The sequence below is a fragment of the Falsiroseomonas sp. genome, assembly GCF_041690465.1.
Lineage (GTDB): Bacteria > Pseudomonadota > Alphaproteobacteria > Acetobacterales > Acetobacteraceae > Falsiroseomonas.
This window is the reverse complement of the sequence record NZ_JAWLHG010000001.1, coordinates 336,378-359,931: the sequence shown is the minus strand read 5'-3', so window position 1 is coordinate 359,931 and position 23,554 is coordinate 336,378. Positions and strand designations below refer to the sequence as shown.

Here is a 23,554-nt window from a genome sequence, read left to right as displayed (position 1 = left end):
CCTCGCATCGCCGCGGGCGAAGCCGGCCCGCGGCCTGTTCCATGCAAGATGAATTATGGACTACCGGACCCTGTGCGCTGCCTTGACCCAGCGCAAGCGGCCGGCAAGGCGCAGCGCGCGACGCGCAAAGGAGTGATCACGATGCAGATGCCCATCCTCGAGGCCAACGGCATGCGCATGCCGCGCATCGGCCTCGGCACCTGGCCGATGAAGGGCGCGGAGTGCCAGAGCGCCGTGGAATCAGCGCTGTCGCTCGGCTACCGGCATGTGGACACCGCCGAGATGTACGGGAACGAGGATGCGGTCGGCGCCGGCATCGCCGCCAGCGGACTGCCGCGCGGCGAGGTGTTCCTCACCACCAAGATCTGGAACGACAAGCCGAATGGCCCGGCGATCCGCCGCGCCTTCGATCTCTCGCTGAAGCGACTGGCGACGCCTTACGTGGACCTGTTGCTGATCCACTGGCCGAGCGCCGAGCTCGACCTGGACAGCGCGCTGGACGGCCTGGCCGCGATCCGCGCCGAGGGGCTGGCGAGGAGCATCGGCGTCTCGAACTTCCCGCCGAAGCTGCTGCAGCGCGCGATCGGGAAGGGCGTCGGGCTCGCCTGCCTGCAGGTGGAGTTCCACGTCATGCTCGACCAGTCGAAGCTTCTCGGCATCTGCCGCGCGGCAGGGATGGGGCTGACGGCCTATTCGCCGCTGGCCAAGGGCGGCAACCTCGACCAGCCGGGCTTGGCGCGCGTTGCCGCGAAACACGGTGCGACGCCGGCGCAGCTGGCGCTGGCCTGGCTGCTGGCGCAGGACGGCGTGGCGATGGTGCCGAAGGCGGCCTCTCCGGTGCGCCAGAAGGAGAATCTCGGCGCGCTCGCGCTGCGGCTGGATGCCGAGGACATGGCCGCGATCGCCGCGCTGCCGAAGGACCGCCGCTTCGTGAACCCCGCCGGCCTGGCGCCGGATTGGGTGGGGGGCTGACTCAGGTCCAGCGCACCGGCCGCTTGCGGGGCCCCTTCGCGGGGCCGACGCAGGAGAGCATCGCCAGGCGCAGCGGCAGCGGTTCGCGCAGCTCCGGATCGTGCTGCGGTGATGCGGCCGGCCATAGCGGTGGCGCCGTGCAGCCCGGGCCGGGCGTCAGCCTGGCGTCACCCCGCGCCAGGGCGGGCACGGCGGAGAGCAGCAGAATCGGCACAACAAGGAAGCGCATCCCGCGCACCGCTCCTGGCAGCCTGGGCTGGCAACGCGGCGGGCGCTCTCGCCGTTGCCGCGGGCGCCGATTTTATCGGCGCGGTGGAACCGGGACGCGCCCACTGTTCTAAAGCGGCACCAGACGGAACAGGGGCCCTTCATGTCCGGCACACCTGACGACGACGAGGTGGACCTCGGCATCAGCCTGGAGGCGGTGGCCGCCATCGTGGACCATGCCCGCGCGCTGCAGGGCAAGGAGGAGAGCGCGCCGGAGCAGGCCACCGAGGACGACAACAGCGAGGCCGCGCTGCTGCAGGAGGATCCCGACGACCTCACCGAGGCAAGCCTGCGTGCCTTCATCGCCGAGTTGAACGAGGACGAGCAGGCCAGCCTGATCGCGCTGGCCTGGACCGGCCGCGGCGACTACAGCCCGGAGGAGTGGGACGAGGCGCGTGCTCTCGCCGCCGAGCGCAACGAAGGGCGGGACGCGGCGGAATACCTGCTCGCGATGGACAACCTCGGCGACCTGCTGGCCGAGGGGGTCGCCGCCTTCGGCCTCAGCATCGAGGAGGTGGAGCGCTAGGCGCGGTCCACCACCGGGCCGTCGCGCCCGGCGATCTCGCGGATCAGCTTGCGGCGCACCGCATTGCCGAAGGAGGCGAAATCCTCCGCCGGCACCAGGAAGGCGCCCTGCCCGCCGATCACGCTCTCGCGGTAATACTGGTCGAGCGGCATGGGCGGCGGGCGGCCGAAGGTCGGGCGGTCGTTCAGGATCGGCAGGCCGTTGATGGTGATCCCCTCCTCCACGGCGCGGTCGCGCGCCTGCTCGGCCGGTGGGCCGGAGTTGTTGACCCCGTCGCCGGAGACGTCGATCACCTTGCGCGTCGCCTCGTGCGGGCACTGCGCCATGAGGGCGCGCGAGAAATCGAGCCCGCCGGAGATCGAGGTCCAGGAGAGCGACGCGCGCGGCGCCTGCGCCAGCGCCGCCGCCCAGGCCTCGGCCTCGGCCTGGCTGCCGATGCGCATCCAGGGGATCACCAGGCGCTGATACTCGATGCCGGCCCACTCGACATAGGCGATGGCAATGCTGCCCAGCATGCCGCCGCGGATCGCCTCCACCACCCGCGGGTCGGTGACGGCGCCGCGATAGCCTTCGCGTTGCAGCCGCGCCTCGTCCTCGTCCACCGAGCGGCTGACATCCACCGCGACGACCAGCGCGACATCCACCGGTTCGTCGGCGCGGGCCGGCGAGGCAGACGGAATGAGGGCCGCGGCGCCCGCCGCGGCGCCGATCAGGGTCCTGCGGCGCATGGTGCGGCTCCCACGGTCACGGGTTGCATGGAACCGCATACGCGGCCTCAGGTTCAAGCGCGATGCGCGCGCGCGGCCCGGCGCCGCGGCGTATCGCGATCACGGTCCCGCGCGGAGCGCTGCCGGGCGCGGCGCTGGCCCGGCGGGCACGACCGTGCTAGCCGGGCGCGCCACGTTGCCGAGCGGAATGCGACCATGTCCGACCAGCCTGCCCCCTCCTCCCCGATCCCGCCGATGGGGCCCAACGGCCAGCCCGCGCCGCCGCTTCAGCTGAACGTCCAGTACACCCGCGATCTCTCCTTCGAGGTGCCGGGCGCGCCGGAGATCTTCATCAGCATGCGCGAGCAGCCGCGGGTGGACCTCGCCCTCGATGTCCAGGCGCGGCCGGTGCAGGGGCAGGCGCCGAACATCTACGAGGTCTCCCTGCAGATCCGCGCCGACGCGAAGATTGGCGAGACTTCCTGCTTCATCGCCGAGCTCGCCTATTGCGGCGTGTTCACGCTGAACGTGCCGCAGGAGCATCTGGAGCCGGTGCTGCTGGTGGAATGTCCGCGCCTGCTCTTCCCCTTCGCGCGCAACATCCTGGCGGACGTCACGCGCGACGGCGGCTTCCCGCCGGTGCTGCTGGCGCCGATCGACTTCGTCGCGCTGTGGCAGAGCCGCCGGGCGCAGGCCGGGCAGCCGCCGGCCGGCACGGCCTGAGTTCTCCCGTGCCCTCGGACGCCGGGTGCCTCCTCCGGCGGCCTAGCTTCGCGCCGGCCACCGCTGCACCCGGTGTGAGGGTCGGTCCGGGCGCGGCGCGCATGCGCGCGCTCGGCCCGCGTTGCGGGCCGCATGCCTAGGCTGCGGCGCATCGACTGGCGCGGCCGGCTGACGCGTCACCTCGTCGGGGCCGGCTTCTGGCGGGCGCTGCTCAACGCCTTTGCGCTCGGCGCCATCGCGGCGCTGGCACTGCCGCCGGTGCATCTGGTGCCGGTGCTGCTGCTGGCGCTGCCGGGCCTGTTCATCATGGCGACCGAGGCGCCGACTGCGCGCCGCGCCGCCTGGATCGGGCTGGCCTGGGGCTGGGGCTTCCATGTCGCAGGGCTGCACTGGCTCACCAACGCCATCCTGACGGAGGCAGAGCGGTTCTGGTGGCTGGTGCCGATCGCGGTGCCGGCGCTGGCCCTGCCGCTCGGCGCCTTCACGGTGATCCCGGCGCTGGTCGCTCGCCTCGGCGCGCCGGGGTGGCCGCGATGGCTCGCCTTCGCCGCGGCCTGGACGGCGGCGGAAATGCTGCGCGGCTTCCTGTTCACCGGGTTTCCCTGGAACCTGCTCGGCACCGTCTGGGCCTTCGGCGCCCTGCCGCTGCAGGCGGCGGCCTGGATCGGCGTGCATGGGCTGAGCCTGGCCACCGTGCTGCTGGCGTTGGTCCCGCTCGCCGGACGGCGGGGCTGGCTGGCGGGCGGCGCGGCGCTGGCGCTCTTCGCCGGCATCGGCCTACTGCGCCTGTGGCCCGCCGAACCGGAGCCGCATGCGGTGGCGCTGGTGCTGGTGCAGGGCAACATCGCGCAGGAGACCAAGTGGCGCGCGGAGACCCGCTGGCCGATCTTTCGCCGCTACATCGAGCTCAGTCACGAGGGCGTTCGCCTGGCGCAGGAGCAGGCGCCGGCGAGCCGGATCCTGGTGGTCTGGCCGGAAACCGCGAGCCCCTTCCTGCTGGCCAGCGACGCCGAGGCGGCGCGACTGGCCACCCAGCCCTTGCCGCCCGACGGGCTGCTGATCGCCGGGACGGTACGGGCGCGGTTCGACGATGGCGGGCGGCTCGAGCGCGTCTGGAACAGCATGGTGGCGCTGGACGCCCAGGGGATGGTGCTGGACGCGGTGGACAAGAACCACCTGGTCCCGTTCGGGGAATACATGCCGTTGCGCGGGGTGCTGCCGCTGCGCCTGGTGCACAGCGCCGTGGATTTCAGCGCCGGGCCCGGGCGGCGGGCGGTGACGCTGGCCGGCCTGCCGAGCTTCACCGGGCTGATCTGCTACGAGGTGATCTTCCCCGGCGCCGTCACGCCGGCGGCGGAACGGCCCGGCTTCCTGCTGAATATTACCAACGATGCCTGGTTCGGCGTCTCGGCCGGCCCCTGGCAGCATCTGGCCGCCGCCCGGCTGCGCGCAGTGGAGGAAGGGCTGCCGCTGGTGCGCTCCGCCCAGACCGGCATCTCGGCGGTGCTCGATGCGCGCGGGCGATGGGTTGCGGGGATGGGGCTGGCGGAAACCGGGGTGGTGCTGGCGCCACTGCCGCGCGCTGGCGCGGCGACACCTTTTGCACGTGCAGGTCTGGCAATCCCGTTGGCTCTGCTCGCGTTCCTTTGCGTGTTGGCAGGGCTCGGCAGCGTAGGCGCGAGACCGGGCCGGCCACGGTAGGCTGCCCTCTGGTAACTTCTGCATCCGGAGGTTGCCGTCAATTTCTGAGATTTATCAAAAGAGTTGACAAACTCCTACCGTGCAACTACCGTATTTGGTGACGGGCAATGAGTCAGGCTTTGCGTTTGGCGTCCGTTCCCATGCTGGCCAGGAGGGCGGAGGCAGGGGCAACCGAGGCACTTTGCTGCGACGGAGTTCGGAGACGTGGCCATGGCGAGCGATGACGTCGTGGAGCGGGCGGAGCGTGAGCATCGCCCGAGCCCCATTGACGTGCATGTGGGCAGCCGTGTGCGCCTGCGGCGCACCCTTCTCGGCATGAGCCAGGAGAAGCTGGGCGAGGCGCTGGGCCTGACCTTCCAGCAGGTGCAGAAGTACGAGCGCGGCGTGAACCGGATCGGCGCCAGCCGGCTGTTCGACCTCTCGCGCGTGCTGGACGTGCCGATCGGCTTCTTCTTCGACGACATGCCGCCCGAAATGGGCGGGGAGAAGCACCGGCGCTTCAGCGGCTTCCAGGAGAGCCAGGACGGCTTCGAGGACGACACGCTGCACCGGCGCGAGACGCTGGAACTGGTGCGCGCCTATTACCGCATCACCGATCCTTCGGTGCGCAAGCGCGTCTTCGACCTCATCAAGAGCCTCGCGCCGACCGACTGACCTGCGGCACCGCCCGCCGCGCGAACCCGCTCAGCCTTCGCGCAGCTGCGGGTTGTCGAAGATCGGCATGCGATAACGGCGCAGCGCCTCTTCCAGAGCCGAGGCCAGGGCGCGCTTGTCGTCGGGCGGCAGGAAGCGACCGATCTCCACGCTGCGCCCACGGGCACGCGCGGTCAGCACCGGCACCGCGCCGGGTCGCTCCGCCAGATCCAGCCGCGCCCAGTATGGCTCCAGCTCGGCGTGTTCCTGCCCGCCGCGGCCGTCCGCGCGCGTGACCAGCAGCCGCGCCTCGGTCAGCCTCACCGCCTCGAACGCGGCGCGGCTCCAGCGGCGGTGGGTGGCCACCATGCCCAGCACCACCAGCACCTCGCCGCCCAGGAATCCCAGCACCGGCCAGGCGCCGAGGGCTGCGAACAGCACCGCGGGAACAGTCGTCACCCCCACCACCAGCCCGCACAGCCAGCGCATCCCGCGCGCCGAGAGCCCGGCAGGCGGGGCGGTGACGGCTTCGAACAGGATTGCTTCGCTGCCCCCTGACATCATGGCCGAGTATCCGCTAGCTGTGACCGTTCGTCATGCCCCGCGCGCGCTCCACCCCCAAGCCAGCATCGCCCAAGCCGGCACCTGTCAGCCACGGCAGCGCCAGCACGCCGCGCCGGGCGCGGGCGATGAACGCCGCGCAGGCCGCCGCCTTCCTGCGCACGCTTGCCGAAGCCAATCCGGTGCCGGAGACCGAGTTGCACTTCCGCGACCCCTTCACCCTGCTGGTCGCCGTGGTGCTTTCCGCCCAGACCACCGACGCGGCGGTGAACAAGGCCACCGCCACCCTGTTCGAGGCCGCCCCCACCCCCGCCGCGATGGCCGCGCTGGGGGCGGAAGGGATCGCGCCGCATATCCGGCGCATCGGCCTCTGGCAGGCCAAGGCCAGGAATGTCGCCGCCCTTTCGAAGCTGCTGCTGGAACGCCATGGCGGAGAGGTGCCCGCCGACCGCGCCGCCCTGGAGGCGCTGCCGGGCGTCGGGCGGAAGACGGCGAATGTCGTGCTCAACGTCGCCTTCGGGCAGGACACCATGGCGGTGGACACGCATATCTTCCGCCTCGGCAACCGCACCGGCATCGCACCGGGGAAGACCCCGCGCGAGGTGGAGGAGGCGCTGGTCCGCAAGACCCCGCCTGAGCTGCTGCGGCACGCGCATCACTGGCTCATCCTCCATGGGCGCTACATCTGCAAGGCGCGGGCGCCGGAATGCTGGCGCTGCCCCGTCGTTGCGCTGTGCAACTACCGGGACAAGGTGCTGGTGCCGCCGGCCGGGGGGGCGGTGCCCGCATCTTCGTAACGGTATGATTTAGCTTCGTTTTCCCGCAGGCGGCGCGGAACCGCAGCGCAGCATACGGCGTTTCCCTTACATCCAGGACGTCCAGGCGTTCCCGGGCACCGGCGGTCTCCCCGCCGCGCGGCGTTTTGCCGTGCCCGTTCGCCGGCCCACCTGACCATAGGAGATACGCATGAACGGGGCTCCGCCTTCCCCAGCGACCACGCTTGGCCCGCGCCCGGTGCTGCTGGTTCTGTCGCATCTGCGCTGGGACTTCGTGTTCCAGCGGCCGCAGCACCTGATGAGCCGCGCTGCCGCTGCCTACGAGGTGCTGTTCCTCGAGGAGCCGGTGGAGGAGGACATCGCCCGCCCACGGCTTGACTGCTTCGAACGCGCCGGCGGCGTGCTGGTGGCGCGGCCCGTGCTGCCCCGCGGCCTCGCGCCCGAATTCGCCCTCGCCGCCCAGCGTGCGCTGCTCGGCGGCCTGCTGGCGCCGCGCGAGGGCCGGCCGCTGGTCACCTGGTTCTATTCGCCGATGTTCCTGCCGGTGGCAGGCCACCTCCCGGCCAGTGCGGTGGTCTATGACTGCATGGACGAACTCTCGGCCTTCCGCGGTGCGCCGCCGGCGATGCTGGAGATGGAGCGCCGTCTGCTGGCGCGCGCCGACCTGGTCTTCACCGGTGGCCGCAGCCTCTACGAGGCGAAGCAGCGCCGCCACCCGGCCGTGCGCTGCTTTCCCTCCTCGATCGATGCGGGGCATTTCGGCCAGGCGCGCGGCGGGCTGGCGGAGCCGGCGGGGCTCGGTGCCATAGCGCGCCCGCGGATCGGCTTCTTCGGCGTGGTGGATGAGCGGATGGATCTCGGCCTGGTCGCGGAGCTGGCCGCGCTGCGGCCGGACTGGTCGCTGGCGATGATCGGGCCGGTGGTCAAGATCGACCCGGCCTCCCTGCCGCAGGCGCCGAACATCCACTGGCTCGGCGCGCGCGACTACCGTGAGCTGCCGGCGCATCTGGCGCATTGGGACCTCGGCTTCATGCCCTTCGCGCTGAACGAGAGCACGCGCTTCATCAGCCCGACCAAGACACCGGAATTCCTCGCGGCCGGCCTGCCGGTCGTCTCCACCGCGGTGACCGACGTGGTGCGCGACTACGGCGAGTCGGGACTGGTCGAGATTGCGCAGGACGCCAAGGAGATGGCGCTGAAGGCCGAGGTGCTGCTGAAGCGCCCGCGCGAGGCGTGGCTGGCGAAGGTGGATGCGCGGCTGGCCGCCAGCTCCTGGGACCGCGTCTGGACGGAGATGGAGGCGCTGATCACCGCCGCGCGCGCGCCGCGCCTCGCCACCCCGGCACGCAGCGGCGCCGGCCGCACGCTCGCCGCCCGCGCCGCGGGAGCCGCCCATGTTTGATTGGCTCGTCGTCGGCGCCGGCTTCGCCGGATCGGTCCTTGCGGAGCGCATCGCCTCTGAGCGCAACGAGCGGGTGCTGGTGGTGGACCGGCGGGATCACATCGGCGGCAACGCCTACGACCACCTGGATGCGGCGGGCGTGCTGGTGCATCGCTACGGCCCGCACATCTTCCACACCAACAGCGAGGCGATCTTCGCCTATCTCTCCCGCTTCACGGAGTGGCGCGCATACGAGCACCGGGTGCTGGCGCAGGTGCGGAGCCCGGCGACGGGCGAGGCGATGCTGGTGCCGATGCCGATCAACCTGGACACCATCAACCGGCTCTACGGGCTCAGCCTGACGGAAGACGAGGTCGAGGGTTGGCTGGCCGCGCGCGCGGAGCAGGTGGAACAGGTCCGCACCAGCGAGGACGTGGTGGTCGGCAAGGTCGGACGCGAGCTCTATGAGCTGTTCTTCCGCGGCTACACCCGGAAGCAATGGGCTCTCGATCCGTCCGAGCTGGACAAGAGCGTGACGGCCCGCGTGCCGACCCGCACCAACCGCGACGACCGCTACTTCACCGATCGCTTCCAGTACATGCCGCGGGATGGCTACACGGCGATGTTCCGCCGCCTGCTCGACCATCCGCTGATCACCGTGCGCACCGGCATGACCTTCGAGGAGGCGCGGCGGCGCTTCAGCTTCCGCCGTCTGGTCTGGACCGGGCCGGTGGACGAGTATTTCGGCTTCCGCTTCGGGAAGCTGCCCTATCGCAGCCTGCGGTTCGGGCACGAGACGCTGGACCGCGAATGGGCGCTGCCGACCGGCACGGTGAACCACCCGGATGAGGCGACGCCCTTCACCCGCGTCTCGGAATACAAGTGGATGACCGGGCAGGAGCACCCCAAGACCAGCGTGACCTACGAATTCCCCTCCGCCGAGGGCGATCCCTACTACCCGATCCCCCGCCCGGAGAACGCCGCGCTCTACAAGCGCTACGAGGCGCTGGCCGATGCGGAGCGCGACACCTGGTTCGTCGGGCGGCTGGCGACCTATCGCTACTACAACATGGATCAGGTGGTCGGGCAGGCGCTGGCCAGTTTCGAGCGGATCGAGAAGCAGGTGCCGCGCGGGGCGGCGAATGATGACCGGATCCTGGAGCAGGTAAGTTCAGGATGCTGAGCCTGTCGGGCAGGGAGAAGCGCTCTCCCTGCCCAGCGACTGCGTCAGCGAAGCGTAGGAATGAGCCCAGCGTGCATCATGGCGCGGAACTGCGTCCACTCGTACAGGATGCGGTCCGCCGTCCGCCACACGGGCTCTCCGTTCTGGCGTGCGACGGAATTCACAAAGCGTGCGCACTCGACAGTGCAGTTCAGGTGACCTCGCACACGTCGATCATGTCGTACGCGCATTAGCATCGCTTCCAGCGCGACGGCGTCCTCGCTGACGCCGAGGGTTGAGGCGACATCCAAGATCGCCGGCTGCGGGTCCAGGCGGAGCATTCGGCGGACACGTGCCCCCTGCTCCCTCGTCAGGCCGCTTGAAGGTCGCCGTGCCTCCGTTTCTGGGTTGATGGAACCGGCCCGGGGCCCGGGCGCCTTTCCAGGTATGAAGTCCATAAAGCCATTCCTGCCATCGTCGCCGCTGGCACACATTTGCCAGCAAAGCGGTTGGAGCACGTCAGCAGGGCTTGCAAATCCGTCCGTGGGTAGTGTTCAACCAACCCGCGGGGAGACACGAACCGCAAGCTCACCACGGGACGTACTGCCGAGGTGATTGAGGACCGGTCGGAGCCACCCGATCGGTCCTCGCCCTGCTCATCCGGGATAGCCGGACTCGATCTGTTCCAACAAGATGTAGTGTTGCCACACTCCGGCAAACACCACTGCGCTTCCTCCACTCCTGGGTTGCCTTGCGTGAAATCCTTCGTGCACAACCGGTAAGTTCCTGTTTCGTTCAAGGCGCCTCCAGAGGACTTTTTTGGCGTGCCGCCGAGCTGTAAGCGCCGCAATCGCGGTGCCTCAGTCGACCGCGGTGATCGCGAAGACCAGGGCGCCGCCTAGCGCCGCGTAGAGGGCGCAGGCCGGGAGCGTGCGGCGCATCACCTCGCCCTCGCGCCCAGCCAAGCCGACGGTGGCGCCGCCGGCGACGATGTTGTGGGGGCAGATGATGTTGCCCACGGCGGCGCCGAAGCCCTGCGCCGCCGCCATCCAGACCGCCGGCAGGCCGAGCGTCGCGGCCACCGCCAGCTGCAGGTCGGTCAGCAGGATGTTGGACGCGGTGGCGGAGCCGGTGACGAAGGTGCCGACCGCCCCGGCCGCCGGGGCGAGCAGGGGCCAGGCGCCACCGGCCAGTCCCGCGGCGCCCTCGGCCAGTGCCTCGATCATGCCGGCATGCACCATCAGCCGCGCGAGCGCGAGCATCGCGACCAGCGCGAGCAGCACCGCCGGCAGCCGCCCCGATGCGCGCACGGCCGCCCCGCGAAAGGCAGTCCAGGCATCGCGGCGCAGCAGCCCGCCGGCGACCAGCGCCAGCAGCAGCAAGGTGCCGGGGTGGTAGAGCGGCTGGATCCGGCCGGTGAACGACCCCTCCAGCAGCGACCAGCGCCACTCCAGCCCGGCAAGCGCCTCGCGCAGCGGCGGCAGCAGGCGGGTGGCCAGCACCAGCGCCAGCAGCATCAGGTAGGGCAGCGCCGCGGCCAGCAGCGCGGCGCGCGTCGGCGCCGGCCCGCTGCCGCCCTCGCGCCGCCGCACCGCCAGCGCAAAGGCCAGGCCGCCAAGCAGCGCGCCGCCAAGCGTCGGCAATTCCGGCCCGACGAAGGCAGCGATCGCCGCGAAGGGGAGCAGGAAGCAGGCGGCTGCCAGCAGCGCCCAACCCGGACCCGCCCTGCCCTGGCCCACGATCCGGTGCAGCGCGAGCGCCATGGTCCAGCCGAGCGCTAGGTGCAGCAGCGCCGTCGCGCCGGCCAGCGCCGTGGGCTCGAAGCCGCCGGCGGCAAGCTGCGGCACCAGCGGCGTGCCGAGCGCGCCGAAGGACACGCCGACCGCGTGGCCCACCAGCGCCAGCGCCACCGCGCGGGCCGGCTCGAAGCCGAGCCCGACCAGGATCGGCGCGGCGAGCGCCACCGGCGTGCCGAACCCGGCCGCGCCCTCGGAGAACAGGGCGAAGAACCAGGCCACCAGCAGCGCCGCCAGCCGCGGATCCTCGGACAGCCGTGCCAGCGCCTGACGCAGCGTGGCGGTGGCGCCGGTGCCGAGCTGCAACTCGTGCAGCCAGAGCGCCGGGAAGACGATCCACAGGATGGTCAGCGTGGTGAAGCCGGCCTCGGCCGCGACGCCGCCAAGCGCCGGGACGATGCCCGCAGCCGAGGCGTCCTCCAGCGCCGGCCCGCGCCAGCCGAAGGCGAACAGCGCGATCGGCAGCGCCAGGGCGAGCCCGGCCAGACCGGCCGGTGCCGCTGCCCAGCGCGCGCCGGCCATCAGCGCCAGCACCAGCGCAACCGGCAGCAGCGCGAGCGCGGGCAAGGCGCCCATGCCGGCTGTCAGTCCGCGCGGCCGGGCGGGCTTCCCCCAGCCCCCATCACTCCGCCGCCTGCTTCGGCGCCTCGCTCATCGCGCCCGGCCGGCGCACGCGCAGGCGGCGTATCCGGCGCGGATCGGCTTCCAGCACGCGGAACTCCAACCCGGAGGCGTGGCTGATCAACTCGCCGCGCGCGGGCACGCGGCCGGCCAGGGTGAAGACCAGGCCGCCCACCGTGTCGATGTCGTGCGCGCGCTCCTCCTCCGTCAAGATCGGGCCGAGGCGCGCCTCGAAGGCCTCCACGGTGGTGCGGGCGTCGAGTTCCATGGTGCCGTCCGGGCGCTCCACCATGGTCGGCGTCGCCACCTCGTCATGCTCGTCGCTGATGTCGCCGACGATGGTCTCGACCAGGTCCTCGATGGTGACCAGCCCGTCGATGCCGCCGTACTCGTCCACCACCAGCGCCATGTGGATGCGCTGCGCGCGCATCTGCAGCAGCAGGTCCAGCACCGGGATGGTCGGCACCACCAGCAGCGGCCGGCGCAGCACGTTGTTCAGCGAGAAGCTGGCGGGATCGCGCCCCACCGCGGCGAAGACATCCTTGATGTGGACCATGCCCACGATCTCGTCGAGGTTGCCGCGATAGACCGGGAAACGGCTGTGGCCTTCCTTCTGGATCAGCTTGATGGCCTGATCGAGCGTCAGGTCCTCCGGCATCGCGAGGATGTCGGCGCGGGGGACCATGACGTCGTAGGCGGTCTTGTCGCGCAGCTTGAGCACGTTGCCGAGCAGCACCCGTTCATGGGTGTCGAGGCCGGTATCCCCATCCTCGTCGTCGCGGCGGTGGTCGTCCTCGCCGCCGCGGTGCTGCTTGCCTTCCAGCAGCTCCTCGACGCGGTCGCGGACGCTCTCGGCCTCGCGCTTCCGCAGCATCGATTGCAGGCGCCAGAAGAGGCCCGTGCGGCGGTCGCGCTCGGCGGTGCCATTGCCGTTGTGGTGGCCGTTGCCGTGGGCGCTCATGTCGCGCCTCGCATCCGCCCACCAGGGCGGCCTTCCTTCCACGGGTTCGGCCGGCCGAGCTTGCGCATCACGCGGGCCTCGGCGCGCTCCATCCGGCGCGCCTCGCCGGCTTCGAGGTGGTCGTGGCCCGCCAAGTGCAGCGCGCCATGGGCGACCAGATGCGCCAGGTGGTCGGCCGCACGCCGCCCGGCCTGGCGAGCTTCCCGCCGCACCACGCCGAGCGCCAGCGCGACATCGCCGAGATAGCCCGGCGCCCCCGCGGGGAAGGACAGCACGTTGGTCGGCTTGGCCTTGGCGCGGTGGCGGCCATTGAGCCGCTTCACCGCGGCATCGTCGGCCAGCAGCACCGTGATGGCACCCTGCGCGCCGGCTTCCGCCAGCGCGGCGGCGACGGCGCGGCGCGCCAAGGCCTCGGGCCGAGGCACGGCGGAACGCCATCCTGGTGACGCAAGGACGACGGTGATCTCTCCGCCGCCCGATCGGATCCCGGCCTTCTTCCGGCCGGGCCGTCTACTTTCCGGTTCCATCCCTCTCCAGACCTGCGCGCCCCCGCGTGCCCTCCCGCGAGCGGGGAGAGGCAGCGTCGGCGCGCCCATGCGCGGAAGCCTGATCGGCGCGGCCATATGCCGCGACGATCCGAGCCACCAATGGATGCCTTACCACATCGCGTTCCGCAAATCTTGCCACCGCGATGCCATCCACGCCATCGAGGATCGCCAGCGCCTCATGCAGGCCGGAGCCCTGGCCCGGCGGCAGGTCCACCTGGGTCGGGTCGCCGGTGACGACCATGCGGCTGCCCTCGCCCATGCGGGTGAGGAACATCTTCATCTGCGCCGGGGTGGTGTTCTGCGCCTCGTCGAGGATGGCGTAGCAATGCGCCAGCGTCCGGCCGCGCATGAAGGCGAGCGGCGCGACCTCGATCTCGCCGGCTTCCATCCGCCGCTTCACCTGCTCCGCCGGCATCATGTCGTGCAGCGCGTCGTAGAGGGGGCGGAGATAGGGGTCCACCTTCTCCTTCAGGTCGCCCGGCAGGTAGCCGAGCTTCTCGCCGGCCTCGACCGCCGGGCGGGAGAGCACGATGCGGTCCACCCGGCCGGCCTGGAGCAGCGCCACGCCCTGCGCGACGGCGAGGTAGGTCTTGCCGGTGCCGGCCGGGCCGATGCCGAACACCATCTCGGCGCGCGCCAGCATGTCCATGTAGGCGGCCTGGGCCGGGCTGCGGGGCGCGATGGCACCCTTGCGGGTGCGGATCGCCGGGATGTCCTGCAGCGGCAGGCGCGGATCGGCCTCCTGCACGCCTTCGGCCATGCGCATCGCCGCCTCGACCTCGGCGCCGCCGACGCTCTCGCCCTTCTGCAGCCGTCGCCACAGATCCGCGAGCGCCGCCTCCGCCACCTCGGTGCGTTCCGGCGACCCGGTGATGGTCAGCCGGTTGCCCCGGCTGCCGAGCCTGACCCCGAGCCGCATCTCGATGCGGGCGAGGTTCCGGTCATGCTCCCCGTAGAGCAGCGGCAGCAGCTGGTTGTCGTCGAAGTTCAACGTGACGGAGCGGCTGGCGGCCAAGGGGGGAGGGGATTCGGTGGCGGTTCCGCGCGGGGTGGCGCGGGGTTCACCGGGGCGGATCGCAACGCTGGTGGTGCTCAAGCGGCGGCTTTCTCCTGGTTCGGGGGATCTCCGGTGGAACTCGCCGCAAGAATGCGGACGGCGAGGGAATTGGGGTGGATGGCGATGACCTCGCAGGGCAGCACCTGCCCGGCCAGCGCCGCGGCGCCCTCGGCATGGACCGGCTGCAGCCAGGGGGAGCGCCCGGCGAGCTGGCCGGCATGGCGGCCAGATCCGGTGAACAGCACGTCCATCCGCATGCCCAGCCGTGAACGGTTGAACATGTCCTGCTGGTCGCGCAGCAGCGCCTGGATCTCGTGCAGTCGCCGGTCCTTCTCGGTCTCCGGCACCTGAAGTGGGGCGCCGGCGGCAGGCGTTCCAGGGCGCGGGGAATACTTGAAGGAGAAGGCCTGGGCGAAGCCGACCCGCTCGATCAACCGCAGCGTGGCCTGGTGGTCTTCCTGCGTCTCGCCGGGATGGCCGGCGATGAAGTCGGAGGAGAGCGCGAGGTCCGGCCGCGCCGCGCGCAGCTTCTCGACGACCGCCAGGAACTCGGCGGCGGTGTGGCCGCGGTTCATCGCCTTCAGCACGCGGTCGGAGCCGGACTGCACGGGCAGGTGCAGGAAGGGCATCAGCGCGGGGATCTCGCCATGGGCGGCGATGAGGTCGTCATCCATGTCGCGCGGGTGGCTGGTGGTGTAGCGCAGCCGGGCAAGGCCCTCGATCTCCGCCATCGCGCGCAGCAGCCGGCCGAGGCCCCAGGCGGCACCGTCCGGGCCCTCCCCGTGATACGCGTTGACGTTCTGCCCGAGCAGCGCGATCTCCCGCGCCCCCTGCGCGACCAGGCGCTTCGCCTCGGCCAGCACGGCGGCGGCGGGGCGGGAGTATTCGGCGCCGCGGGTGTAGGGGACCACGCAGAAGGAGCAGAACTTGTCGCAGCCCTCCTGGATGGTCAGGAAGGCGATGGGGCCCTGCGGCGCCGAGACCTCCGGCAGGTGGTCGAATTTCTGCTCGGCGGGGAAGTCTGTCTCGATGACGGAGCCCGTCGCGCGCGTGATGCGGGCGACCATCTCCGGCAGGCGGTGGTAGCTCTGCGGGCCGAGCACGATGTCGACATGCGGCGCGCGCGCGGTGATCTCGGCCCCTTCGGCCTGGGCGACGCAGCCGGCGACGGCCAGCACCATCCGCCCGCCCTCGGCTTCCCTGGCGCGCTTCGCCTCGCGCAGCCGGCCGAGCTCGGAGAACAGCTTCTCGCTGGCCTTCTCGCGGATGTGGCAGGTGTTGAGGATCACCATGTCGGCGCCGTCCGCCGTCTCGGCCGGGGCATAGCCGAGGGGGGCCAGCACATCCGCCATGCGGGCGCTGTCATAGACGTTCATCTGGCAGCCCCAGGTCTTCACGAAGAGGCGCTTGCGGGGCGTGGTGGTGCCAGTCGTCGCAGGGGTCATCGCAGGAAGAACTCCGCCGCCCCGCCGGCGGTCCGGCAGGGGAAAGGCGGGGAGATGCGCAAGGCCCGGGCGCCGGTCAAGCGCGGGAGGCGGGCCGCATCGGCCTGGCTGGGTTCCGCACGAGTTCAGCCTGCGTTGGCCGGCCGCGTCGGGTCAAGCGGCAACCGGCGCTGTTCCGCCCGGGGAAGCCAGGGGCGCATGAAGCGGCGCCGGCGGGCGGTTCTGCCGCAGCGCGGCGCAGCCTTCGGCCACCACCTCCGCACAGGCGGCGCTCAGCGACTTGCGGTCCGGATAGGCGGCGGGGTCGAGCGGGGCGTGCAGCACCACCGTGGCCCGCGCGCTCGGCCGGCGTGCCAGGCGCCAGACATGGGTGCCGAGATCCATGTCCCCGTACCAGGCGAAGAGCGGGCGGTCGCGCCGGCAGGTCGGCAGGCCGCCGAGGCGGTCGAACACCACCGAGACTGGCTGCACCACCCGCGCCTTGTCCGCCACCGAGAGGAAGGAGCTGCGGAAGGGCAGCACGCGGCCGCCATCGCTGGTGGTGCCTTCGGGGAACAGGATGATGCTGTCGCCGGCCGAGAGCCGGTCCCGGATGGCGCCGGCTTCGCCGGCGGTCCGGGTGCGGCTGCGGCTGACGAAAACGGTGCGGCCGAGGCGCGCGATGGTGCGAACCACCGGCCACTCGGCCACTTCCTGCTTGGCGACGAAGGCGGCTTCCAGCGTGCCGCCGAGCACCAGGATGTCGAGCCAGGAGGAATGGTTGGAGACGAACAGCACCGACCCGCCGCGCGCCGCCTCCCCCACCACCTGGATGCGCAGCCCGATCAGCCAGGCGAGGGTGCGCCAGTAGAAGCGCGCGAAGGTGATGTTGGCGCGCCCCGGCAATGCCACCAGCAGCAGCTGGATCGGCACCGCGATCAGCGTCCAGAGCAGGATGGTCGCGATCCGCCGGATGGCGCGCACGCGCCCGCCGATCGGGCGGAAGCCCAGCACATCGCCCCAGACCGTGTCGGGGTCCGAGGCGGAGAAGCTGATCGGCTTGCGCCGCAGCCGGAGGCGCGGGCGCAGGGCATCCTGGACGGTCAAGCGGGCGGCGGCCTCCATAGACGGGCATTAACCTCGCGCTCGGCGTCCGCGCAATGAAGCTCCGGCGACGTTCCGATGAAAGCTTCTGGAGCCGCGGCGATCCTGGCCGGGCGAGCGCGGCAACCCTGTCGCCGCCGCCGGCCTTCCGAGCACATGATCGAGCATATGGATGATCCCTGGCGCGAGCTGCGCCGCGGCTTCCTGGTACCCACTCTGGTCACTGCCGCGATCGTGGTCGGGGCGATGGTTCTGGTCGCGCAGCTGGCCTGAACCGGGCCTGACCGGGGCGGGGCTACCGCCCGGCGGCGCGGCGCAGGCGCGGCTTCTCGCCTGGTGCCTCGCGGTCCAGCAGCGCGTGCATGGCGGCGACGGTCTGCGGGCTGAGGCGGCGGATCGCCTCGGCGAGGCGGTTGGCGAGCGCGGTGGCCTCGGGCGTCAGGCCAGCGGTGTCCACGCTGACCTTGGGGTGGGAGATGCGGGCCAGCTCGGCCAGCTCCTCCGCCTCGTCCCAGATCAGGCCGAAGAACTCGTTGACCTGGTGCACCAGCCCCGGCGAGGGGCGGCCGCGATAGCCGTGCTCGAGCGCCGAGAGATAGGCGGAGGAGACCTGGAGGTGCGCCGCGAGCGCCTTCAGCGTCACGCGCCGGCTGCGGCGCAGTTGCCGGAGGCGGGCGCCGAAGGGCGTCATGTTGCGCGTGCCCTCAAGCGGCGGGCGGCCGCGTCACGCCGGAGGCGTGCTTGCGCACGACGGCCTTGCCTTGCGCGCCTGCGCACTCGCCCGCTGGGCCCGGCGGGCGGTCTGCGCGCGGGCCGCCCTTGGCGGCCGGGCCTGGGCAGTGTCATTTCGCCCGGTGCCGCTTGCGCAGCAGGATGTTCACCGCGCCGGTGTTGGTGGGGTGCGGATGCGCGGCACCCAGCACCAGCGGGCGGAGATCGGCTGCGTTGAGCCAATGCGGCAGCTCGCGCCTGAGGATGCCGCCATCGGGCTGCGGCCCCTTGCCGGTGACGACCGTCACCATGCGAACGCCATCCAGCGCAGCATCATGCAGGAAGGCGCGCAGCGCGACATGGGCGTCGTTCACCCGGCGGCCATGCAGGTCCAGCGTCCGCTCGCTCGGCGCGTCGCCCTTGCGCAGTGCGCGCCAGCGGCGGCGGTCGAGGCCGCCGGGCTGCTCGCCGACGCGGATCTCGGGCGCGAGGGCGCGCTGCGGCGCGGCCGCGGCCGGCTTCGCCAGCGGCTTCGGCGGGGCCGCCTCCGGCGCGGGGTCGGAGGCAGGCGGCGGCTCGGGCGGGGTGTGGCCGAACAGCGGCGCGATATCGGCGGTGAAGGCGTGCCACAGCGCCAGGTCGGCGCGACTCAATCCCCTTCGGCGCGAATGGCCCATGGCAATGCGTCGGGGCTCCGCTCAGCCGGCCGGCGCGGCTTCGGCGCGCGCCGGCTCGTCCTCGACCAACAGCACGTGGAGCCGGCGCGGGCCATGCGCGCCGAGCTCCAGCGTCTGCTCGATATCGGCGGAGCGGCTGGGGCCGGTGACCAGCATCAGGTTGCGCGGCATCCACCCACCGGTCATCGGGTCCTGCCGCTCGGCGCGCAGCCGGTCCCAGGCTTCCTCATAGGCGCCGACGATGGCCGAGGCGCGCAGCAGCACGATCTCGGTGTCCGGCAGCAGGTTGAGCGTGGCGGGGCGGGCCGGGTCCGAAGGGAAGAACAGCGTGCCGGTCTCCGCCACGCCCGCCCAGGCGTGCTGCAGCGAGACCTGGTCGCCTTCCTGCGCGCGGCGCGCTTCCAGCGCGAGCAGCGGGCGCGCGGACCAGTCGATGCCTTGCAGCTCGGGATGCGGCGCCATGACGATCTTCGCCGGCAGGTTCTGCGCGGCTAGGTAGTCCGTGATGGCGGCGGGCACGGCGGCGAGGTCGGGGATGCGCTCGACCGTGCCGAATTCCTTCTCGACGTTGCGGATGAACAGCGCGATCTGCTCGGCGCGCGGCAGGCGCGAACGCGCGGGGATCAGGTGGCGCGGATGGGTCGCGATGCGGCCATCGAGCATCGCGGCCTGGTCGGCAGGCAGCGACCCGCGCTTCAGGCTGCGGCGGATGGCGCCGAGGATGACATCCTTGCTCATCGTCGCATCCTCAGCGCCGGGCCCGCTGGGCCTTGGCGTAGCGCGCCATGAAGGTGCCGCCGGGCTCGGGCGCCGGCAGGTCGCGGCTTCGCGTCCAGCCGCCGGCGAGCGGCAGCCACTTGAAGGCTCCCTTCCCGCGGGAGAGCAGCGACAGCGCGCCGATCCCCATGCGCGTCGCCGCGCGATACGCCGACGGCCGCTTCGCGAACCAGGCCCAGAGCGCGAGGTTGCTGCGCACCGTGCCGGGCGTCAGGTGCCGCTCGAACTCGCGCTCGCGCCAATGCCGCATCAGCTTGGGCAGCGGGATCTTCACCGGGCAGACGCTCTCGCACTTGCCGCAGAAGGTCGAGGCGTTGGGCAGGTGCCCGGTCTTCTCCACGCCGACCAGCGAGGGCGTCAGCACGCTGCCCATCGGGCCGGGATAGACCCAGCCATAGGCGTGCCCGCCCACCGCGCCATAGACCGGGCAGTGGTTCATGCAGGCGGCGCAGCGGATGCAGCGCAGCATCTCCTGGAACTCGCCGCCGAGCATGTTGGAGCGGCCATTGTCCAGCAGCACCACGTGGTATTCGTCCGGCCCGTCGAGGTCGTCCTGGCGGCGGATGCCGGTGGAGAAGGTGGTATAGACCGAGAAATCCTGGCCGGTCGCGCTGCGCGCCAGCAGGCGGAGAAGGGATGTGCAGTCCTCGAGCGTCGGCACCATCTTCTCGATGCTGGCGAGCACGATGTGCACGCGCGGCAGCGTCTGCGTCAGGTCGCCATTGCCCTCGTTGGTGACGATGACGGAGCTGCCGGTCTCGGCGATCAGGAAGTTGGCGCCGGTGATGCCGACATCCGCCGCGAGGAACTTCTGGCGCAGCCGCGTGCGGGCTTCCGCGAGGATGTCGCGGCGCTCGTTGAAGACGCGGTTGGGGTCGAGGTCGGTGTGGGCGCGGCGGAAATCGGCCTCCCAATCCTCCCGGTTCAGGTGGAAGGCCGGCGCGATGATGTGGCTCGGGTGCTCGTGCCGCAGCTGGATGATGTATTCGCCGAGATCGGTCTCGATGGGCGCGATGCCGTGGCTTTCCAGGTGGTCGTTGATGCCGATCTCCTCGGAGATCATCGACTTGCCCTTGGTGACGGTCCTGGCACCCGCGTTGCGGCAGATCTCCAGCACGGCGGCGCGGGCATCCTCGGCGGTGCTGCACCAGTGCACCTTGCCGCCGGCCTGCTCGACCTTCGCGGCGTAGCGTTCGAGGTAGTGGTCGAGATGGGCGAGGGTGTGGTTCTTGATGTCGCGCCCGATCTCGCGCAGCCGCTCGAACTCGGGCAGCGCCTGCACGGCGAGCGCGCGGCGCTGCAGGAAGGCGCCCTTGGCCTTGCCGAGCGCCTTCTGCAGGCCGGGATCATGCAGCGCCTGGTGGGCGTTCGCCTTGAACGCGGGGGAGGTGACCTGGACCATCGGGTTACACCTTGCTCTCGCCGATCGGCGCAGCGTCATGCGTCATGTCGGCCAGCACCTCGGCGACATGGCGCACCTTCACCGCCGCACCCTCCCGCTTCAGGCGGCCGGCCATGTTGAGCAGGCAGCCGAGATCGCCGGCCAGCAGCGTCTCCGCGCCCGTCGCGACCACGTCCTTCGCCTTGTCGTCCACCATGCGCGTCGAGATGTCGGGGTATTTCACGCAGAAGGTGCCGCCGAAGCCGCAGCAGATCTCGGCATCCGGCAGCTCCTTCAGCACCAGCCCGTCCACGCTGCCGAGCAGACTGCGCGGCTGCGCCTTGATGCCGAGCTCGCGCAGGCCGGCGCAGGAATCGTGGTAGGTGACCACCCCGTCATGCCGCGCCTTCACCGCCTCCACGCCGAGCACGTCGGTGAGGAAGGAGACGAGCTCATGCGTCTTCGCCGCCAGCGCCTCGGCCTTGCCGCGGTACTGCGGGTCGTCGTCGAACAGGCCGGGGTAGTGATGCGCGATCATCCCGCCGCAGGAGCCGGAGGGGACCACGGTATGGTCATAGGGCAGGAAGGCATCGATGACGCTGCGCGCCAGATCCTTCGCGGTGGCGCGGTCGCCGCTGTTGTAGCCGGGCTGGCCGCAGCAGGTCTGGGCCTCGGGCACCACGACCTGGCAGCCGGCGGCTTCCAGCAGCTTGATCGCCGCGAAGCCGACGGTCGGCCGGTAGAGGTCCACCAGGCAGGTGACGAACAGCGCGACGCGGGGCGTCCCGGTGGGGCGGGGCTGAAGCATGTCTCTCAGTTAGGGCTTCTGCGCGGTTTCGGCGAGGGCGGAATCAGGCCGGATCGGCCGGCGGCGCGAAGGGCGGCTGCAGCCAGAGCGCGTCCTTCAGCTTCTTCGCCACGAACGCGGCATGGGCGGCAAGCTCGGCCTCGGAGGGGATGATCGGGCGCGGGGTGCGGGCGATGGGTGCTTCCTCGGCCGTCAGCGCCGGGCCGCTGCGTCGGACGGAGGCGGCCAGGTCCAGGCCCGGCTGCTTGCCGCCCATCAGCTGGAGGAACACCTCCGCCAGCAGCTTCACGTCCAGCAGCGCGTTGTGGCTGGTGCGCATGGAGTTATCGACGGCCAGGCGCCGGCACAGCGCGTCCAGGCTGTTGGGCAGGCCGGGATAGCGGCGCTTGGCGATGTCGAGGCTGTCCACCATGCGGGCGCGGTCCAGCTTCGGCCGGCCGCAGCGGACGAACTCCGCATCCAGGAAGCCGAAATCGAAGGGCGCGTTGTGGGCGACGATCTCGGACTCGCCGAGGAAGGCCAGCAACTCCTCGGCGATGTCGGCGAAGAGCGGCTTGCCGCGCAGCATCTCGGCGGTGAAGCCGTGCACGCGGGTGGCTTCCTCCGGGATGTCGCGCTCGGGGTCGATGACCTTGTGGAAGGTGCCGCCGGTGGGGACGAAGTTGAACAGCTCGATCGCTGCCACCTCGATCACCCGGTCGCCGGAGGCGGGGTCGAGGCCGGTGGTCTCGGTGTCGAGCACGACTTGCCGCATCTAGTCCCGCAGCTCCCTGACGATCCGGCGGATATGGCGCTGCGCGGCGTGGCGCGACAAGCCGGTATGGACCACGTGGTCCGCCTTCTTCCGCTTCAGCGCATCGGGCATCTGGCGGGCGAGGATGGCCTTCAGCCGCTCCTCCGTCATGCCGCGCCGCGCCAGCACGCGGGCGCGCTGCACGGCAACAGGCGCGGAGACGACGATGATCGCGTCCACATGCTTCCGTCCTTCGGTCTCCAGCAGCAGCGGGATGTCGAGCACCGCCAGGGGTTCGCCCCGGCGACGGGCGGCGGCGAGGAAATCCAGCTCGGCCTTGCGGACCAGGGGGTGCACGATCCGCTCCAGCCGCCGCAGCGCCGCGGGGTCGCCGAGGACGCGGCTGCGCAGCGCCTCGCGGTCCACGCGGCCGCCGCGGGTAGTGCCGGGGAACGCGGCCTCGATCGGGCGCACGGCGGCGCCGCCCCTGCCCTGCAGCCGGTGCACGGCGGCATCGGCGTCGAAGACCGGGATGCGCAGGCGGCGGAAGGTGTTGGCGGCGGTGGACTTGCCCATGCCGATGCTGCCGGTCAGGCCCAGCACCTTCATTGCAGGTCCTGGAGAACAAAGGCGCGTAGTTCGGCATCCACATTGGGCGCCACGCCGAACCAAGCCTCGAAGCCCGGCCGTGCCTGGTGCAGCAGCATCCCGAGGCCGTCCACGGCGCGCAGCCCGCGCGCCCGGGCGGCGGCCAGCAGGCGGGTCTCCAGCGGCACATAGACCATGTCGGCGACCACGGCGTGCGGCGGCAGCGGCGAGAGGTCGATCTCCAGCGGCGGCTCCCCGGCCATGCCGAGGGAGGTGCCGTTCACCAGCAGCGCGGCATCCGCCAGCCGCGGCGCGGTGGCGACCTCCACCGGCCCGCCGAGATCCCGCGCGATCGCCTCGGCCCGCGCCGGGGTGCGGTTCACCAGGATCAGGCGCGGGCAGCCGGCGTCGAGCAGCGCGGCGGCGACGGACCGCACCGCCCCGCCGGCGCCGAGGATCACCGCCGGCCCATTGCTGGCCTGCCAGCCCGGCGCCTGCTCCCGCACGCTTTCCAGGAAGCCGAAGCCGTCCGTGCTTGTGCCGCTGATCCGCCCGTCCCGGAAGACCAGCGTGTTCACCGAGCCGGCGCGCCGCGCCACCTCCGTCACCTCGTCGCAGAGCGCGAAGGCGGCCTCCTTGTGGGGGATGGTGACATTGGCGCCGGCGAAGCCGAGATCCACCAGGCTGCGCACCGCCGCCTCGAACCGCTCGGGCCGCACCGGCAGCGGCAGGTAGGCGCCATCCAAGCCGTGCCTGGCCAGCCAGAAGCCGTGCAGCCGCGGCGAGCGGGAATGGGAGACGGGCCAGCCGAGAACGCCGGCCAGGCGGGCCTTGCCCGAGAGGGTGCGCATGACGGCGAAGTGAACCCGCCGGCCGCGGCCGGTCAATGGCGCCCGGCCCTCTTCCCTCCCGCCCGGGCCGGTGCCAGAGGAAGCGCCAAGACCCCACGGGAGTGTCGC

General features: G+C 71.7%; 25 protein-coding genes. 8 read left to right on the top strand and 17 right to left on the bottom strand.

Annotated features, from left to right (window positions below):
* Positions 1–141 precede the first annotated feature (141 nt).
* A complete protein-coding gene (locus tag ACESM1_RS01760; protein WP_372617145.1) occupies positions 142–972 on the top strand; it encodes an aldo/keto reductase in 831 nt (276 codons plus the stop codon).
* Between the two features lies 1 nt (position 973).
* Here the strand turns inward: ACESM1_RS01760 and ACESM1_RS01755 are convergent, their stop codons facing one another.
* Complete coding sequence (locus ACESM1_RS01755) at positions 974–1,201, bottom strand: hypothetical protein (protein ID WP_372617143.1); 228 nt, start codon at positions 1,199–1,201, stop codon at positions 974–976.
* A 141-nt stretch (positions 1,202–1,342) separates the two neighbouring features.
* Between ACESM1_RS01755 and ACESM1_RS01750 the strand changes: the two genes are divergently transcribed.
* Positions 1,343–1,765: a DUF3775 domain-containing protein gene (locus ACESM1_RS01750; RefSeq protein ID WP_372617141.1), complete on the top strand. Its 423-nt coding sequence runs from the start codon at positions 1,343–1,345 to the stop codon at positions 1,763–1,765.
* Here ACESM1_RS01750 and ACESM1_RS01745 read toward each other — a convergent pair.
* Positions 1,762–2,493: a DUF1194 domain-containing protein gene (locus ACESM1_RS01745; protein WP_372617139.1), complete on the bottom strand. Its 732-nt coding sequence runs from the start codon at positions 2,491–2,493 to the stop codon at positions 1,762–1,764. The genes ACESM1_RS01750 and ACESM1_RS01745 overlap by 4 nt on opposite strands.
* Before the next feature lie 195 nt (positions 2,494–2,688).
* On the opposite strand from ACESM1_RS01745, the gene secB reads away from it, so the two are divergent.
* The 3 genes from secB to ACESM1_RS01730 all read left to right on the top strand — a co-directional run bounded on the left by secB (position 2,689) and on the right by ACESM1_RS01730 (position 5,550).
* Positions 2,689–3,195 (top strand): protein-export chaperone SecB, encoded by a 507-nt coding sequence (gene secB, locus ACESM1_RS01740; protein WP_372617138.1) that lies wholly within the window; start codon positions 2,689–2,691, stop codon positions 3,193–3,195.
* Between the two features lie 132 nt (positions 3,196–3,327).
* Complete coding sequence (gene lnt, locus ACESM1_RS01735) at positions 3,328–4,896, top strand: apolipoprotein N-acyltransferase (protein ID WP_372617136.1); 1,569 nt, start codon at positions 3,328–3,330, stop codon at positions 4,894–4,896.
* 210 nt (positions 4,897–5,106) lie between these two features.
* A complete protein-coding gene (locus ACESM1_RS01730; protein WP_372617135.1) occupies positions 5,107–5,550 on the top strand; it encodes a helix-turn-helix domain-containing protein in 444 nt (147 codons plus the stop codon).
* 30 nt (positions 5,551–5,580) lie between these two features.
* Here the strand turns inward: ACESM1_RS01730 and ACESM1_RS01725 are convergent, their stop codons facing one another.
* Positions 5,581–6,093, bottom strand: coding sequence for a DUF2244 domain-containing protein (locus ACESM1_RS01725; RefSeq protein ID WP_372617133.1), 513 nt, complete (start codon positions 6,091–6,093; stop codon positions 5,581–5,583).
* Between the two features lie 125 nt (positions 6,094–6,218).
* Here ACESM1_RS01725 and nth point away from each other — a divergent pair, with 125 nt between their 5' ends.
* The 3 genes from nth (at position 6,219) to glf (ending at position 9,430) form a co-directional block, all read left to right on the top strand.
* Positions 6,219–6,887 (top strand): endonuclease III, encoded by a 669-nt coding sequence (gene nth, locus ACESM1_RS01720; protein ID WP_372617132.1) that lies wholly within the window; start codon positions 6,219–6,221, stop codon positions 6,885–6,887.
* A gap of 169 nt (positions 6,888–7,056) precedes the next feature.
* Entirely contained in the window at positions 7,057–8,268 is a 1,212-nt protein-coding gene (locus ACESM1_RS01715) for a glycosyltransferase family 1 protein (protein ID WP_372617130.1), read from the top strand.
* Positions 8,261–9,430, top strand: coding sequence for a UDP-galactopyranose mutase (gene glf / locus ACESM1_RS01710; RefSeq protein ID WP_372617128.1), 1,170 nt, complete (start codon positions 8,261–8,263; stop codon positions 9,428–9,430). Before ACESM1_RS01715 ends, glf begins: the two co-directional genes overlap by 8 nt.
* 839 nt (positions 9,431–10,269) lie before the next feature.
* Here glf and ACESM1_RS01705 read toward each other — a convergent pair.
* From ACESM1_RS01705 to ACESM1_RS01640, 14 genes are all read right to left on the bottom strand, one after another.
* Positions 10,270–11,781 carry an L-lactate permease gene (locus tag ACESM1_RS01705; protein ID WP_372617126.1) on the bottom strand — a complete coding sequence of 504 codons (1,512 nt, stop codon included), beginning with the start codon at positions 11,779–11,781 and terminating at the stop codon, positions 10,270–10,272.
* A 46-nt stretch (positions 11,782–11,827) separates the two neighbouring features.
* Entirely contained in the window at positions 11,828–12,787 is a 960-nt protein-coding gene (locus ACESM1_RS01700; RefSeq protein WP_372617124.1) for a hemolysin family protein, read from the bottom strand.
* On the bottom strand, positions 12,784–13,212 hold the full coding sequence (gene ybeY, locus ACESM1_RS01695) for an rRNA maturation RNase YbeY (RefSeq protein WP_372617122.1): 429 nt from the start codon (positions 13,210–13,212) through the stop codon (positions 12,784–12,786). The genes ACESM1_RS01700 and ybeY overlap by 4 nt, the downstream gene beginning before the upstream one ends.
* A gap of 85 nt (positions 13,213–13,297) precedes the next feature.
* Positions 13,298–14,431: a PhoH family protein gene (locus tag ACESM1_RS01690; protein WP_372617120.1), complete on the bottom strand. Its 1,134-nt coding sequence runs from the start codon at positions 14,429–14,431 to the stop codon at positions 13,298–13,300.
* The gene (miaB, locus tag ACESM1_RS01685; protein ID WP_372617118.1) at positions 14,428–15,837 is read right to left on the bottom strand and encodes a tRNA (N6-isopentenyl adenosine(37)-C2)-methylthiotransferase MiaB; all 1,410 of its coding nucleotides are present in this window, start codon (positions 15,835–15,837) and stop codon (positions 14,428–14,430) included. Before miaB ends, ACESM1_RS01690 begins: the two co-directional genes overlap by 4 nt.
* Before the next feature lie 153 nt (positions 15,838–15,990).
* Positions 15,991–16,923 (bottom strand): lysophospholipid acyltransferase family protein, encoded by a 933-nt coding sequence (locus ACESM1_RS01680; RefSeq protein ID WP_372617116.1) that lies wholly within the window; start codon positions 16,921–16,923, stop codon positions 15,991–15,993.
* Positions 16,924–17,215: 292 nt separating this feature from the next.
* Positions 17,216–17,611: a helix-turn-helix domain-containing protein gene (locus tag ACESM1_RS01675; protein ID WP_372617114.1), complete on the bottom strand. Its 396-nt coding sequence runs from the start codon at positions 17,609–17,611 to the stop codon at positions 17,216–17,218.
* A 151-nt stretch (positions 17,612–17,762) separates the two neighbouring features.
* Positions 17,763–18,284 carry a Smr/MutS family protein gene (locus ACESM1_RS01670; RefSeq protein ID WP_372617112.1) on the bottom strand — a complete coding sequence of 174 codons (522 nt, stop codon included), beginning with the start codon at positions 18,282–18,284 and terminating at the stop codon, positions 17,763–17,765.
* 45 nt (positions 18,285–18,329) lie between these two features.
* A complete protein-coding gene (locus ACESM1_RS01665; RefSeq protein WP_372617110.1) occupies positions 18,330–19,046 on the bottom strand; it encodes a lactate utilization protein C in 717 nt (238 codons plus the stop codon).
* Between the two features lie 10 nt (positions 19,047–19,056).
* Complete coding sequence (locus ACESM1_RS01660) at positions 19,057–20,487, bottom strand: LutB/LldF family L-lactate oxidation iron-sulfur protein (RefSeq protein ID WP_372617108.1); 1,431 nt, start codon at positions 20,485–20,487, stop codon at positions 19,057–19,059.
* A gap of 4 nt (positions 20,488–20,491) precedes the next feature.
* The gene (locus ACESM1_RS01655) at positions 20,492–21,274 is read right to left on the bottom strand and encodes a (Fe-S)-binding protein (protein WP_372617106.1); all 783 of its coding nucleotides are present in this window, start codon (positions 21,272–21,274) and stop codon (positions 20,492–20,494) included.
* Between the two features lie 43 nt (positions 21,275–21,317).
* The gene (dnaQ, locus tag ACESM1_RS01650) at positions 21,318–22,028 is read right to left on the bottom strand and encodes a DNA polymerase III subunit epsilon (protein WP_372617104.1); all 711 of its coding nucleotides are present in this window, start codon (positions 22,026–22,028) and stop codon (positions 21,318–21,320) included.
* Positions 22,029–22,616, bottom strand: a complete 588-nt coding sequence (coaE, locus tag ACESM1_RS01645) for a dephospho-CoA kinase (protein WP_372617102.1) — start codon at positions 22,614–22,616, stop codon at positions 22,029–22,031. It abuts the gene before it with no gap.
* A complete protein-coding gene (locus ACESM1_RS01640) occupies positions 22,613–23,446 on the bottom strand; it encodes a shikimate dehydrogenase (RefSeq protein WP_372617100.1) in 834 nt (277 codons plus the stop codon). The genes coaE and ACESM1_RS01640 overlap by 4 nt, the downstream gene beginning before the upstream one ends.
* Positions 23,447–23,554: the final 108 nt, after the last annotated feature.